Consider the following 14,707-nt stretch of genomic DNA (forward strand, 5'->3'; position numbering starts at 1 on the left):
ATGGGGTAGGTGCTCACGTCCAGATCATAAACATATTGAGAACCGGTGGTTCGGAAGTTTTCCGGTCAGAAAGAGGCTGCCATGTTCAAGCGAATCAAGAAAGCCGTTCGACGTCTGCGTTCTCCCTATATCATCGGCCTGTTTATTCTAGCTCTCTATGGTTGCGGCGGAGGAGGGGGGAGCGCTGGCACGAGCGGAGGTGGAGGCGGTTCGACACCTTCGCCATCCACGACATCCCCTGTAATTTCGACCCAAAAATCTGTGGACCTTGGGGCGGTTGTTGTTAATGGCTCTTCCACTCAACTCCTAACGATAACGAACACCGGTTCGGCAAACCTGACTATTGTGGCGCTTGCTCTGGAAAAAGGGGGGAGTTCGCCATTCAAGATTGCCACGGATGCCTGTTCCGGGAAAAGCATAGCACCATCAGCCACCTGCATGTCGTCCATTCAACTTGTTCCCCAAAACCAGCAGGTTTACACCGACAACCTGACGATCACTTCGAATGACCCCGCAAATAAGACGGTAACGGTAGGGTTAAGCGGGAAGGGGACTGCCCTGGATCTGAAAGCCAGCGAGATCATAAGGGATGGCTGCAGTGCCACTCCAAAGACCCTTGGGTTCCTTGTGACCGTGGCCGACAGCACCGGTCAACCTGCGACCGTGACATCGCCTGTCTTTACGGTAACGGAAAATGGGATTCCCATTACGAACCCTGCCCCGGTCGTAACATCGGTTGTGACAAGGGCCCCACTCTCCGTTACCTTGGCGATGGATTATAGCGGCAGCCTGAGTCTTGCTGAACAACAATGGATGCAGGATAACACGAAAGGCTTCATTGATTCGCTGGCTGCAACAGTGCAAACAACCGACGAAGTGTCGATCATGAAATTTGCGACAGATTCGCATGCAACGTCTTTTTATCCATTGGCTTCCTCGGTGCAGGCTTTGAAAAACGCTATCGATGCACCTTATACCTATGATCCATCAACGTCTTCGATCTGGGATTCAACCTATACCGCGGTTGATAACACCGCCGCACGAACCAACGATCAGCGAATTGTGATCCTGCTTTCCGATGGGGAGGATATACCGAGAACGCATACCCTGACCGATCTCATCAACCACGCCATCGCCCAAAAGATACCGATTTTCACGGTCACGATTCTCCATCCAAACCATTCCTACCCGGCGCTGATGCAGCAATTAGCACTTCAGACCGGCGGGCAGAGCTTTTCGACTTCGACTTCTGACGCTGCCGATCTTCAGGGGATATACAGTAAAATCTCAAACATATTGACCTCGCAATTCAAAATAGTATACAACACCACCTCAACCGGTGGCGCTCCGGTTGCCTTGGATGTCAAAATTGATGACAATGGTAGTTATGGAGAATTTACGACAACGGCCATCGGTTGCAAGTAGTGTCCATTAGAGACCCCTTGTTCCACCATCGGCAGTGGCATCAGCTGTTAGCGGCTGATGCCACTGCCGATCGCATGTCCCCTTACGGTGATTTTCGAAAATATCTGCTTGACAAGCTCGCGGTATGTTGCTATTACTTTCCAGCTTTTTGTAGGCGCGTAGCTCAGGGGGAGAGCGCTACCTTGACACGGTAGAGGTCGGCGGTTCGAGACCGCCCGCGCCTACCATTTAAAGAAGAAGCAGTGCTTAAGCAAAGCTGCAAGCGTGGGCATCGATGTTTCGATGCCTTTTCTGTTTGGATGTCATAAGGTCGGTAGTACACAGGAGATTGGTATGGCAAGTATCAATATCACGCTTCCTGACGGTTCCGTAAGGGAACTTCCCGCAGGCGCGAACGTTTTCGATCTGGCAGCATCCATTGGAGCCGGTCTTGCGAAAGCCGCCTTGGCCGGCAAGATCAATGGCGAACTGGTTGACCTCACAGCACCCGTGAGCGATGGCGCGCATGTGGAGATCATCACCGAAAAAAGCCCCGAAGCCTTGGAAATTATTCGTCATTCTGCCTCTCATCTGATGGCCCAGGCGGTGAAAGAACTGTTTCCCCAGGCCAAAGTGACCATCGGCCCGGCCATTGAGACCGGCTTTTACTATGATTTCGATATGGATCGCCCCTTTACCCCGGAAGATTTGGAGCGTATCGAGGCCAAGATGTCCGAGTTTGCCGCGGCCGATCTGAAACTCGAGCGTCGGGTGCTGGCCAGTGCTGACGCTATCCGCATGTTTGAGGGAATGGGTGAGCCCTACAAGACCGAACTGATCAACGACTTAGGCGTTGAAACGGTGTCGGTCTATAGCCAAGGTGGATTTGCCGACCTCTGTCGCGGTCCCCACGTGCCCAGCACCTCCCGCATCAAGGCTTTCAAGCTGCTCTCCATTGCCGGCGCCTATTGGCGCGGCGATGAGAAGAACCGTATGCTGCAACGGATTTACGGCACGGCCTTTGTGGACAAGAAGGAGCTTGAAGCCTATCTGAATCGCCTGGAAGAGGCCAAACGCCGCGATCACCGCAAGCTGGGGCGTGAACTGGATCTCTTCTCCTTTTCCGACGAGGTCGGCGCAGGCTTTGCCATCTGGCACCCCAAGGGGGCCATGTTGCGTACGGTTCTGGAAGACTTCGAACGCAAGGAACACCTCAAGCGCGGTTACGACATCGTGGTGGGCCCCCAGATTCTCAAGACCGAATTGTGGCAGCGCTCCGGGCACTACGAGAACTACCGCGAGAATATGTACTTTACCGAGGTGGACGAGCAGAGCTTCGGCATCAAGCCGATGAACTGTCTTGCCCACATGATGATCTACAAGTCCCAGCTTCGCAGCTACCGCGACCTGCCGTTGCGCTATTTCGAACTGGGCACGGTGCATCGCCACGAGCGGGCCGGCGTACTGCACGGTCTTTTGCGGGTTCGCTGCTTCACCCAGGACGATGCCCATATACTCTGCACTCCCGAACAGCTGGATGCCGAGATCAAGGGCGTTCTTGCCTTTGTCAGCGACGTCATGGCGATCTTCGGGTTCGAGTACGAGATGGAACTGTCCACCCGCCCGGAGAAGTCCATCGGTGACGATGCGTCCTGGGACCTGGCCACCAACGCACTCCTGTCGGCGCTCAAAGATTCCGGCCGTCCCTACGAGATCAACGAGGGCGATGGCGCTTTCTACGGACCCAAGATAGACATCAAATTGCGTGATTGTCTTGACAGACGGTGGCAGTGTGCTACTATCCAGTGTGATTTTACCCTTCCGGAGCGCTTTGATCTCAATTATATCGGGCCGGATGGGGAGAAAAAACGGCCTGTCATGGTCCACCGGGTGATCCTCGGTTCCATCGAGCGTTTTATCGGGGTTCTGATAGAACACTTTGCCGGCAGCTTCCCGCTCTGGCTCTCGCCGGTTCAGGCCACCGTGCTGACCGTTACCGACAACCAGATTGCGTTCGCTCAGGAAGTGCAGGCGCATCTCAGGGCAGCCGGCGTCAGGGTGCAGTCGGATTTCCGTAATGAAAAGCTGAGTTTCAAGATTCGCGAGGCTCAGTTGCAGAAGGTTCCTTATATGTTGGTGATCGGTGACAAAGAGGTGGAGCAGGGGACCGTGACGCCGCGATATCGCGACGGCAAAAACCTGCACCCCATGACGCCTGCCGATTTCGTTGATTTCATTGCCTTAGAATGCAGGAACTTCAAGTAATTCAGGAGGTGCAGTCATAGCAAAACCGACCGTGAACATCAACAATACCATCCGCGCCACAGAAATCCGTGTCATCGGCGCCGATGGCGAGGCGCTCGGCGTCATTCCTACTTCCAAGGCGCTTGAACTCGCCGAACAACAGCAGCTCGACCTGGTGGAAGTCTCTCCGACAGCGGTTCCGCCTGTGTGCCGGATCATGGACTACGGAAAGTTCAAATACCAGCAGAGCAAAAAGCTGCAGGAAGCCAAGAAAAAACAGGTTCATGTCGAGGTCAAAGAGATCAAGCTGCGGCCTAAAACCGATGAACATGACCTCATGTTCAAGATCAAGCACGTCAGGCGTTTCCTCGAAGAGGGGAACAAGGCAAAGGTGACACTGGTGTTCCGGGGGAGGGAAATCACCCACATGGATATCGGGCGCGCCGTGATTGAACGCTTTGCCACCGAACTGCAGGACGTCGCCGTGATCGAGTCCCAGCCGCGTGTCGATGGCCGCAATATGTATATGATTGTTGCTCCGAAGGTTAAAAAATAGCGGATTCCAGTTACCGTTTACCATTGCACATAAGGAGAAGAACCAATGCCGAAGATCAAAACAAACCGCGGTGCCGCCAAGCGCTTCAAAAAGACGGGGACCGGCCGCATCAAACGCAGCAAAGCCTTTACCAGCCATATTCTGACCCCCAAGACCCGCAAGAATAAGCGGAATCTGCGTCAGAGCGCCATGGTTGCCGATGTGGACCAGAAAAATATTGCCAAGTTGATTCCCTACAAATAGGGCGATTTCATAACCTGCTTTCACCGTTTGCACTGCTCGGTTGGGTGCGGAATGTGGTGACGGATGCGGACAGTACCGCTTCGCCGCCATGAGGGCCCCACTCCTGTGCACACAGGTGAAACGGCATAATGCCAAGAACCATGAGGACCTGTCTCCCCTTATGGATCGGGCGAAATTCATCATGAAGGAGTAGAACATGCCACGCGTAAAAAGAGGATTCAAAGCGAGACGCAGACGCAACAAGGTATTAAAACTTGCCAAGGGTTTCCGGGGCGCACGGAGCAAATTGTTCCGCAGTGCGACCGAAGCGGTTGATCGGGCCCTTAATTACGCTTTCCGCGACCGTCGTGTCAAAAAGCGTGATTTCCGCAGTCTGTGGATCACCCGCATCAACGCGGCTTCCCGTCTCAACGGGCTGTCGTACAGCAAATTCATCTTCGGCCTCAAAAAGGCCAATGTGCAGATCGACCGTAAGGTTCTGGCCGACATCGCCGTATCCGATCCGACCGGGTTCAGCCAGATCGCTACCCTTGCCAAGGCTGGCATCTAAGCAGACCGGTTTCGGTTTCAAAACTGAGGGAATGGGATGTAACAGTCCCATTCCTTTTTTTGTAAGGTTCACGAATCGGCCTGATCCCTTCATTGCCCCGTTCAGTCCCCTTGCTTGCCGTTTTGGCAGACAACCGTGAGTTTTTCCTTCTCTCCGGGATTCGTATCGGGCAGCCGAGTGATTTTGCAGATTCATTTGATTACGGGGTTACTACATGCGGGAACAACTTGAAAGATTGAGAGACGAGGCCGTAAAGGCCATAGCCGCCGTTTCCAGCGAGGAAGCCCTTCAGGAAATACGGGTCAGATTCCTCGGCCGCAAAGGAGAGTTGACCGCTCTCATGAAGGGGCTCGGTGCGCTCAGCCCCGAGGAACGACCGATTGTCGGACAGTTGGTCAATACCGTCAAGGAAGAGGTCGAGGCCAGCCTTGATGCAGCACTGGAAACAACGCGTGAAGCGGCCAGGAGCCAGCGGCTGCAATCCGAACGGATCGATGTCACCTTGCCCGGTCGTCGCCCGGTCAACGGCACCAAGCATCCCATCTCCCTAGTGGTCGAAGAGGTCTGCGATATCTTCGCCGGCCTAGGATTTTCCGTCGCGGAAGGCCCTGAGATCGAGCATGATTGGTACAACTTCGAGGCGCTCAACTTTCCCCCGGAGCACCCTGCCCGGGACATGCAGGACACCTTCTTCGTCGAAAACAACCTGCTGCTGCGCACCCACACGTCACCGGTCCAGATCCGGACGATGCTGAAGCAAAAGCCGCCGGTGCGCATCATTGCCCCTGGTACGGTCTACCGCTGCGATTCCGATGCCACCCATTCCCCCATGTTTCATCAGGTCGAAGGGCTGATGGTGGACCAGGGCATCACCTTCGGCGACTTGAAGGGCATACTGACCATATTCACCAATCAGTTGTTCGGCCAAAAGACCGGCGTTCGTTTGCGTCCCAGCTTTTTCCCGTTTACCGAGCCCTCGGCCGAGGTGGACATCGCCTGCGTCATCTGTGGCGGCAAGGGGTGCCGGGTCTGCAAAAACACCGGCTGGCTCGAGATACTGGGAGCCGGCATGGTTGACCCCGAGGTCTACCGTCACGTCAACTACGATGCCGAAGAGGTATCCGGTTTTGCCTTCGGGATGGGGATCGAACGCATCGCCATGTTGAAGTACGGCATCAGCGATATGCGCCTGTTATTCGAGAACGACGTGCGGTTTCTGCGGCAATTCTAGACGGTTGTTGAAAAACAGCCATCTCGCCGCCGTCCTCGAAAGCCCTTTTGTGCGGCGTAGCGCTGCTACGCCTCCGCAGGGCTTTCTGCGGGTGCGACGATCTGACTATTTTTGAACAACCTGTTAAAGTTTTGCATTGTGCCACCGAACTGAGTAGCTATTGAATCCAACCGATTTAGGTGTCCTGATATGAATGTTACCTATAACTGGCTCAAGGAATTCGTCGATTTTGATCTCACCCCCGATCAGTTGGCCGATCTGCTTACCATGCTCGGCCTCGAGGTGGAGGGGATGGAGAAGCTTGGCGAGGGGATGGACGATGTCGTGGTGGCGGTGGTCGAGGAAAAGCGACAACACCCCAACGCCGACAAACTCTCCCTCTGCCGGGTGAATAGCGGCACCGAGGTGCTGGACGTGGTCTGCGGCGCCCAGAACTTCAAACAGGGCGACACGGTTGCCTTGGCCAAGATCGGCGCAACACTTCCGGGCGATTTCAAAATCAAACGTTCCAAGATCCGCGGCGAAGAATCCTGCGGCATGCTCTGCTCGGAAAAGGAATTGGGGCTGTCCGCGGAAAGCGCCGGCATCATGGTCCTGCCTGCCGGCCTGAAGCTCGGCACTCCGATCTTTGCCGCCCTGGGTCTGAAGGACACCCTTCTTGAGATCGGCCTGACCCCCAATCGTGCCGACTGTCTCAGTGCCGTGGGCATTGCCCGCGAGATTGCCGCCAAACTGGGACAAAAGATCCGCTGTCCTGAAAACGCGATCAAGGAGTCTGATGAGCCGGTCGACAAAAACATCAGCGTAACGGTCGAAGACGCCGAATATTGTCCGCGCTATGCCGCGCGCTATCTGAGCGGCTGCCGCATAGCTCCCTCTCCCGAGTGGCTGGTGAAACGGCTCAACGCCATTGGTGTGCGGTCCATCAACAACGTTGTGGACGTCACCAACCTGGTGATGATGGAGCTGGGGCAGCCACTGCACGCCTTTGACTGCGATCGTCTGGCCGGGCAGCGGATTGTGGTGCGTCGCGCCGGCGAAGGAGAGCGTTTTACAACACTGGACAGCCAGCAGCGTACCCTCACCGGCGACGATCTGGTCATCTGCGACGCCGAGCGGCCGGTCGCCCTGGCTGGCGTCATGGGGGGCGAAAACTCCGAAATTGCCGATACCACCACGAACATTCTGCTCGAGAGCGCCTGGTTTCTGCCGTCAGCGATCCGTAAAACCAGTAAGCGGCTTGGCCTGCATACGGAGTCCTCCCATCGTTTCGAGCGCGGAGTCGATATCGGCGGTGTGATCCATGCCCTTGACCGGGCTGCGTCGTTGATTATGGAACTTGCCGGTGGCCAGGTGGCCAAGGGAAGCCTCGATGTCTATCTCGGCAGGCGCGAGCCGGAAACGATCATATTCCGCCCGGAACGCGCCAACGCCATGATCGGGATCGATCTGCCGCGGGAGGAGGCCATTGGCATCCTCAAGCGGCTCGAATGCGCTGTAAAGGAACTACCCGAAGGGGCGTTGGCGGTGGTGCCGCCCAGCTACCGGATCGACCTGGAGCGCGAGATTGATCTGGTAGAAGAGATTGCCCGCTTGAACGGCTTCGACCATATTCCCGCGACCCTGCCGCTGGCGCGCGTCGTCTCGGACCGCCCGACGCGGCACCAGCAGCTTGAGAAGAGCGTCAGGGATATCCTTGTCAAGCACGGCATGAACGAGATCATCAATTTCAGCTTTACTGCACCGGGTGCCGCAGATAAACTGCTGCTCCCCGTGGATGATTCGCGGCGGAGCACGATCCGTCTGGCCAACCCCCTGGTGGATGAACAGTCGGTCATGCGTACCACCCTTTTGCCCGGTGTTCTCGAAACGGTTGCCCGCAACATCAGCTTTCGCTCGCTTGACCTGAAGCTCTTTGAGATGCGCCGGGTGTATCTGCCCGTTCCGGGTGAGGAGATGCCGCACGAGCCGCTTTATGTGGTGGGAGCCCTGACCGGCTCACGCGACGGGCTGGGGTGGAGTCGCGCCAATGAGGCGGTCGATTTCTACGATGCCAAGGGTATCATAGAAAACCTGCTCAACCAGTTGAGCATCGGCGGTGTGAAGTGGGTGGCCGATGCGCCGGAGCCGTTTTATCATCCCGGTAAATCATGCAGCATCGTAGCCGGCAGGGAGAGGATCGGATCGGTCGGTGAACTGCATCCCACGGTTCAGGATAATTTTGGCCTGGATAAGCCGGTCTATTGTTTTGAGCTTGATTTTGAAAAGATGCTGACCCTGGCACGGCAGAAACGGACTATTTCGGCCCCCTCCCGTTTTCCGGACAGCACACGTGATATTGCCATGCTGGCCCCCGTGGAACTGCCGGTGGAAAAGATCGTTGAGTGCATCCACAGCGTCAAGGCCAAAGAGGTTGAACAAGTTGACATCTTTGACGTGTATCAGGGGAAGGGCATCCCGGACGGGTTCAAGAGCATCGCTGTCCGCATCCGCTACCGCTCATATGAGCGCACGCTCACCGATGACGAGACCGGAAGAGTGCATGGGAAGATTGTTGACAGCCTTTTGAATAAGGTAAAAGTATCAATAAGATAAAAACCTGTTGCGTAATGCCGTTCCCTATGTTATAAAAATTGCCCTTTGTAAAGAAGCCGTAGAACTTAGCAGATTGAGGTTGTTATGACCAAAGCCGACATCGTAGAAAAAATTCACCAGAAAATCGGGTTCTCGAAAAAGGAGTCCGCTGAAATGGTTGAAACCGTTTTCAGCATCCTGAAGAGCACCTTGGAGGATGGTGAAAAGATTAAGATAGCAGGGTTTGGCAATTTCGTTGTCAAGCGGAAGGCTGACCGGAGAGGGCGCAATCCGCAAACCGGGGAAACCATTACCATTGATGCTCGGCGCATCCTTACTTTCAAACCGAGTCAGGTTCTAAAAAACGCGATCAATACTGTCGCGAAAGAGGCCAAATAAGCATACACTGTTATGGGCACCACCTTCCCCGACAAACTGTACTACAAGATCGGCGAGGTTGCCCAGATGGCGGGCGTAAAGACTTCGGTACTCCGTTTCTGGGAGACTGAGTTCGAGTTTTTGTCACCTGAGAAGAGCACCACCGGACAACGGCTGTATTCCAAACGGGAAGTAGACATCATTCTCCTGGTCCGCCGGTTGCTGTACGACGAGAAGTTTACCATTGAAGGTGTAAAGAGAAGAATAACCCCAAAGGGCAGGATCATCGCTGCTGATGAACAGCTCCCGACAGCCCCCCAGGAAAAGTACCTCCTGCTGTTGCGGAATATCAGAGATGAGCTTTTGCTCTTGCGGAATCAGATGTAGCATAGCGGTGCGTAGCGCAGCCTGGTAGCGCACTAGACTGGGGGTCTAGTGGTCGCTGGTTCGAATCCAGTCGCACCGACCATTTAAAAGTCCGGTACCATCCGGATAAGTCAAAAAGCCTCGGAATTTCCGGGGCTTTTTCTTTTTGTGTTGCCCAATCTATGTTCTGGACGGATTAGAGACAGGGACGAAGGTTCTGACGTGGTAGTGCGAAAGTTTTCTATAACCAGGCTTCTCTGCTATTTATGACCTTCGGGTTATGATGGGTGTCGTCCCTGGTGGTATATAAAATTTATAGAAATTATATTATTTGATTGACACCCCGTATCCGATTTGCTAGATTTTCCCCATTACATGTGATGATACCGGGGAATGTCCCCAGGATCACACCGCAGTATTCCAACGACTGACCAGAAAAACTGGAGGTCAAGGAACGAGCGAAGCGCGCTCTCTCCTTGACCTCTTTTTTTGTTGTATCCACTGGTGACCGTTTGACGAGAAAGGAGTGATGTCATGACTCTTGCCCTGGCAAGAAAAATTCCCGGGACGCCCCTGGAGGATGCCGTTCGCCGCTACCCGGACGTACCGCGCCTGATTATCCTCAAGACCGATGTACAGCGTCGGGGTGTGCACTACACCGAAGAGGCGGTCTCCTATCTCGATCCGGAAAAGCACCAGACCACCGGGACCCATATCTTCGGCACCCGCGACGGGGTGATCGCCCTCAGGCCCGAGTCGCTGCTCCTGCGGGACGGCACCTCGATCATCACGACACCGACGCCGCCGGAAGAGAACCCGTATGTTGTCGATCTGCACGACGGCCGGCCCTGGCTGTTCGATGCGGGAGTGGCGCTGGAAGAGGTGGATTACTGGCCCGCCCCGGCATTTTATGCCAAAGACAGCAGTTCCGGCGTGCCGATGAAGAATATCGTCAGCGCCCGTCCCCAGCGGCTGAACATCTTTCCGTACCGTTATTGCACCTTTTGGAATAACGGCAAGGGGTGCGCCTTCTGCGATATCGTCACCCAACTGAAAAAAGGGAGCAGGGAGCTCAAGATCCCGGCGCGGCTCGATCCGGTCGAGGTGGGGGCGGTGATCGGCGAGGCGCTGAAGGAGGAGGGACGGTTTTCGACGGTCTTTCTGACCTCCGGCTCCATCGTCGGTGGGTCGCGCCCCTTTGATGACGAGATCGATTACTATATCGCCATCCTGAAAGAGGTCGGCAAAAATTTCCGCACCCACAAGTTTCCCAGCCAGTTGATCGGCACGGCGTTCGAGAAGGAGCAGTTGAAGAGGCTCTATGCCGAAACCGGCCTGACCAGCTACACCTCCGACATCGAGGTGCTGAACGAGGAGCTGTTCAACCAACATTGCCCCGGCAAAGCGGAATGGATCGGGTATCGCGAGTGGAAAAAGCGGCTGGTGGATGCGGTGGAGATATTCGGGCCGGGCAGGGTGAACACCGGCCTGGTGGCTGGCATCGAACTGGCTGGTCCCCACGGATTTCGCAGTGAGGACGAGGCCCTGGAGCGGACCCTGTCCGAGGCAGAGGATCTGGCCCGGCAGGGGGTGAGCACGGTGCTCATCGTCTGGTCGCCCCGGCCGGATACGGCGCTGGGCGCCTACAAAAACGCCTCGCTGGACTATTACATCCGCCTGGCCCGCGGCCTGCACGCCCTGCGGGTGAAATACCGGCTCCCCATCGAGCATGACAGCTACCGCAACTGCGGCAATCATCCCGACACCGATCTGTCCCGGCTGTTGCCGCTGTGGGAGGAATAAACCATGTCTGAAGATTTACGGAACGCAATCGGATCGCTGCTGAAAGAACCCGCCACCGTCGCCAGCATCGCCACCCTGGATGAAAACGGCGCACCCCACAGCGTGCCGAGCCCTTTTCTCAGGCTCGACGCTGATGGGCGCCTGGTGCATCTCGAACTTCTGGAAACATCCGCAACCCACCGCAACCTGCTGCGCAGCATCTGGTTCGAACGTCCGGTGTCCGTCACCTTAGCCGGGAGCGATAACCGGGTGCTGGTCACGACGGGGCGAACGTACAAGGCGCTCGTTTCGGGCCCGCTGTTCAGCGAGTATTACCGCGAGGTCCGCGCCCGGTTGGGCGATGCCGACCTGGCGGCGGTCTGGTTGATCGAGCCGGAGCAGATCCGCGATGAAACCTATGCCGTGCGCAAGGAGCGGGAAGAGGCGCTGCATCCGTTTCATCTGCATCTGGACCGCCTGGCGGTACGCCATGTCGATACGCCGTAACGAACGCGGCTACCCCGCTATCGGCCATCTCCTGTTGTATTCTGAACCATTCCAACCATAAGGAGCTGCACACATGGGAAAGAGCATGTACACATTCGTCGCCATCACGGCGCTGGCGCTCGTCGGCCTCGCTGCCGTGCCGTTCAATGCCGCGGCCGAGGTCAAGGAGGTACGGCTGGCCAAGCAGTACGGCCTCGGCTACCTGCCGCTGATCATCATGGAAAAGCAGCGTCTGATAGAAAAGCATGCCAAGGCGGCCGGTCTCGGCGATATCAAAGTCACCTGGGCAACCCTGGGGGGCGGTAGCGCGACCAATGACGCGCTCCTCTCCGGGAGCGTCGATTACATCTCTTCGGGAGTGGCGCCGATGATCCTGTTGTGGGACAAGTCCAAGGGCGCCGTCAAGGGGGTCTCGGCCCTGATCTCCTCGCCGAACTACCTGAATACGAACAACCCGGCGGTAAAGACGATCCGGGACTTCACCGCCAAGGACCGTATCGCCCTGCCGGCGGTGAAGGTCTCGATCCAGGCCATCATCCTGCAGATGGCGGCGGCAAAGGAATTCGGCCAGAATAATTTTTCCAAGCTGGACAAGCTGACGGTGACCATGAAGCATCCTGACGCCATGGCGGCGCTCCTGTCCGGCAAGTCGGAGGTCACCGGCCATCTCACCAGCCCGCCGTTCATGTTCCAGGAGCTGGACGACAAGCGGGTCAGGACGGTGCTCAACTCCTACACGGTCCTCGGCGGGCCGCACACCTTCAATGTCTTTGCCACCACCAAAGCCTTCCACGACAAAAACCCGAAGATCTATGCCGCGGTCTTTGCGGCGCAGGAAGAGGCGACCGCCTACATCAACAAGAACAGGCGGGCCGCGGCGGAGATCTACCGCGAGGCCAGCAAGACCAAGGAGAGCCTGGATGACCTGCTCAAGGAGATCAACCAGCCGACCGTGAGCTATACGGTCACACCGCACAATATCACCAGGTTTTCCGATTTCATGTACCATACCGGGACGATCAAGAGCAGGCCAAGGGACTGGAAGGATCTGTTCTTCCCCAACGTCCACGCCACCAAGGGGAGCTGACCATGGCTGCCGTTGCGGATACGCCTTTACTGTCCGTCAAGGGGGTCACGCTACGCTACCGCGACCAGAACGGCATCGTCACCGCCACCGATAAGGTGGAATTCCAGGTGAGCCGGGGCGACCGGGTCGTGCTTCTGGGACCCTCCGGGTGCGGAAAATCGACGCTTCTCAAGGCCGTGGGCGGGTTTCTTGCCCCCAGCGAGGGGGATATCACCCTGAACGGCAGACAGGTGGCGGGCCCCGGACCGGACCGGGTGATGGTGTTCCAGGAATTCGATCAGCTGCTTCCCTGGAAAACGGTGCGGGAGAACGTGGCCTTCGGGCTGCTCGCCAGCCGCACCCTGCCCAAGGGGGAGGCGCATGAACGCGCCCTGGAGGCGATCCGGACGGTCCATCTGGAGCAATTCGCCGATGCCTACCCCCATACCCTGTCGGGGGGGATGAAACAACGGGTGGCCATCGCCCGCTGCCTGGCCATGAAACCGGAGATCATCCTGATGGACGAGCCCTTTGCCGCCCTGGACGCCCTGTCGCGCAGACGGATGCAGGATGAGCTGTTGGAACTCTGGAGCGAATACCAGTTCACCATGCTGTTCGTGACCCACTCCATCGAAGAGGCGCTGCTGCTCGGCAGCAGGATCGTCGTGATGTCCCCTCACCCCGGGCGGGTGGAGGAGATCATCGAGGCGGAGCAGTTGCAGGCGGCCGCCGGGGCTCACCCGGAAATTGCGGAGCGGATCAGGCAGGTCTTGTTTCGGGACGCTCCGGATTACGTGATCTAATCTCCCTGGTTGCCGCAGCACATCACGAGGAGCGCACCATGAAAACAGATAGTACCGCGGTAGAAATGACCGTGCGGGGAACAGCGATGCACGAGGGGAGTCCCTCCACCGGCCCCGGCATACTGGCTCAACTGTGGGACAGGGGGTGGGTTCGGAGGGCGGGGCTTCTGATCCTGCTCTGCGCGCTCTGGGAGTGGTACGCGGCGCGGCTGGCGAACCCGCTCATGGTGCCGACCTTCAGCGCCACACTACAGGCGCTGGTAGATGCCGTCGGAAGCGGCGGACTGCCGGCCCGCATCGTCACCTCATTCAAAATACTCTTGACCGGATACGGCATCGGGGTACTCCTGGCGTTGATTCTCGCCATGGTCGCCACAATGACGCGACTCGGCTCCGATCTCCTGGAACTCTGCACCTCCATGTTCAACCCGTTGCCCGCCATCGCACTCCTGCCGCTGGCCCTGCTCTGGTTCGGCCTGGGCAACGGGAGCATCATCTTTGTTCTGATTCATGCGGTTCTCTGGCCGGTGGCCCTGAGCGCCCACGGGGGATTCTCGGCGGTCAACGGGACGATCCGCATGGTAGGGCGCAACTACGGCCTCAGCGGCATCCGCTATGCCGCCGTCATCCTGATACCGGCGGCGTTCCCCTCGCTTCTGACCGGGCTGCGCAACGGCTGGGCCTTTGCCTGGCGGACGCTTATTGCGGCGGAACTGGTCTTCGGCGTTAGTTCCGGGAGCGGCGGCATCGGCTGGTTTATCTACGAGAACAAACAGCAGTTGGATATTCCCTCGGTTTTTGCCGGTTTGATAACCGTTATCCTGATCGGCATAGCGGTCGAGAATCTGATCTTCGACCGGCTTGAGCGGGCCACGGTCGTCAAATGGGGGATGAAGAGCAGCGGCGGCAGGAACGTAAAAATTCGCAGCGCGGCATGAATCTCTCTTCTACAGGAAATCGCGAACCCCTTCCAAGCTTCACCCGTTGGCAACGAGTGGTGGAA

The 14,707-nt window shown here is 57.0% G+C and carries 14 protein-coding genes and 2 tRNA genes; all 16 read left to right on the plus strand.

Features of this window, described 5'->3' with window-relative positions; all coding sequences use genetic code 11:
- The first annotated feature begins 81 nt into the window (after window positions 1–81).
- The 16 genes from ET418_RS12300 (at window position 82) to ET418_RS12375 (ending at window position 14,642) form a co-directional block, all read left to right on the plus strand.
- Entirely contained in the window at window positions 82–1,425 is a 1,344-nt protein-coding gene (locus ET418_RS12300) for a choice-of-anchor D domain-containing protein (protein ID WP_149307911.1), read from the plus strand.
- A 152-nt stretch (window positions 1,426–1,577) separates the two neighbouring features.
- Window positions 1,578–1,652, plus strand: a tRNA-Val gene (locus ET418_RS12305).
- Window positions 1,653–1,758: 106 nt separating this feature from the next.
- Window positions 1,759–3,669, plus strand: a complete 1,911-nt coding sequence (gene thrS, locus ET418_RS12310) for a threonine--tRNA ligase (RefSeq protein WP_149307912.1) — start codon at window positions 1,759–1,761, stop codon at window positions 3,667–3,669.
- 16 nt (window positions 3,670–3,685) lie between these two features.
- Complete coding sequence (gene infC / locus ET418_RS12315) at window positions 3,686–4,204, plus strand: translation initiation factor IF-3 (protein ID WP_149307913.1); 519 nt, start codon at window positions 3,686–3,688, stop codon at window positions 4,202–4,204.
- Between the two features lie 45 nt (window positions 4,205–4,249).
- Window positions 4,250–4,447 (plus strand): 50S ribosomal protein L35, encoded by a 198-nt coding sequence (gene rpmI, locus ET418_RS12320; RefSeq protein ID WP_149307914.1) that lies wholly within the window; start codon window positions 4,250–4,252, stop codon window positions 4,445–4,447.
- Window positions 4,448–4,643: 196 nt separating this feature from the next.
- A complete protein-coding gene (gene rplT / locus ET418_RS12325) occupies window positions 4,644–4,997 on the plus strand; it encodes a 50S ribosomal protein L20 (RefSeq protein ID WP_149307915.1) in 354 nt (117 codons plus the stop codon).
- A gap of 214 nt (window positions 4,998–5,211) precedes the next feature.
- Window positions 5,212–6,228: a phenylalanine--tRNA ligase subunit alpha gene (gene pheS / locus ET418_RS12330; RefSeq protein WP_149307916.1), complete on the plus strand. Its 1,017-nt coding sequence runs from the start codon at window positions 5,212–5,214 to the stop codon at window positions 6,226–6,228.
- A gap of 189 nt (window positions 6,229–6,417) precedes the next feature.
- Window positions 6,418–8,823 carry a phenylalanine--tRNA ligase subunit beta gene (pheT, locus tag ET418_RS12335; RefSeq protein ID WP_149307917.1) on the plus strand — a complete coding sequence of 802 codons (2,406 nt, stop codon included), beginning with the start codon at window positions 6,418–6,420 and terminating at the stop codon, window positions 8,821–8,823.
- Between the two features lie 84 nt (window positions 8,824–8,907).
- Entirely contained in the window at window positions 8,908–9,201 is a 294-nt protein-coding gene (locus ET418_RS12340) for an integration host factor subunit alpha (protein WP_149307918.1), read from the plus strand.
- A gap of 12 nt (window positions 9,202–9,213) precedes the next feature.
- Window positions 9,214–9,567 (plus strand): MerR family transcriptional regulator, encoded by a 354-nt coding sequence (locus tag ET418_RS12345; protein ID WP_149307919.1) that lies wholly within the window; start codon window positions 9,214–9,216, stop codon window positions 9,565–9,567.
- 5 nt (window positions 9,568–9,572) lie between these two features.
- Window positions 9,573–9,649 (plus strand) — tRNA-Pro (locus tag ET418_RS12350).
- 431 nt (window positions 9,650–10,080) lie between these two features.
- On the plus strand, window positions 10,081–11,349 hold the full coding sequence (locus ET418_RS12355) for a radical SAM protein (protein ID WP_149307920.1): 1,269 nt from the start codon (window positions 10,081–10,083) through the stop codon (window positions 11,347–11,349).
- A gap of 3 nt (window positions 11,350–11,352) precedes the next feature.
- Window positions 11,353–11,835: a pyridoxamine 5'-phosphate oxidase family protein gene (locus ET418_RS12360; protein ID WP_149307921.1), complete on the plus strand. Its 483-nt coding sequence runs from the start codon at window positions 11,353–11,355 to the stop codon at window positions 11,833–11,835.
- A gap of 73 nt (window positions 11,836–11,908) precedes the next feature.
- Window positions 11,909–12,922, plus strand: a complete 1,014-nt coding sequence (locus ET418_RS12365) for an ABC transporter substrate-binding protein (protein ID WP_149307922.1) — start codon at window positions 11,909–11,911, stop codon at window positions 12,920–12,922.
- 2 nt (window positions 12,923–12,924) lie between these two features.
- The gene (locus tag ET418_RS12370) at window positions 12,925–13,704 is read left to right on the plus strand and encodes an ABC transporter ATP-binding protein (protein WP_149307924.1); all 780 of its coding nucleotides are present in this window, start codon (window positions 12,925–12,927) and stop codon (window positions 13,702–13,704) included.
- 38 nt (window positions 13,705–13,742) lie between these two features.
- The gene (locus ET418_RS12375) at window positions 13,743–14,642 is read left to right on the plus strand and encodes an ABC transporter permease (RefSeq protein WP_149307926.1); all 900 of its coding nucleotides are present in this window, start codon (window positions 13,743–13,745) and stop codon (window positions 14,640–14,642) included.
- Window positions 14,643–14,707 lie beyond the last annotated feature (65 nt).

Source organism: Oryzomonas rubra, from assembly GCF_008369015.1.
Taxonomy (GTDB): Bacteria; Desulfobacterota; Desulfuromonadia; order Geobacterales; family Pseudopelobacteraceae; genus Oryzomonas; species Oryzomonas japonica.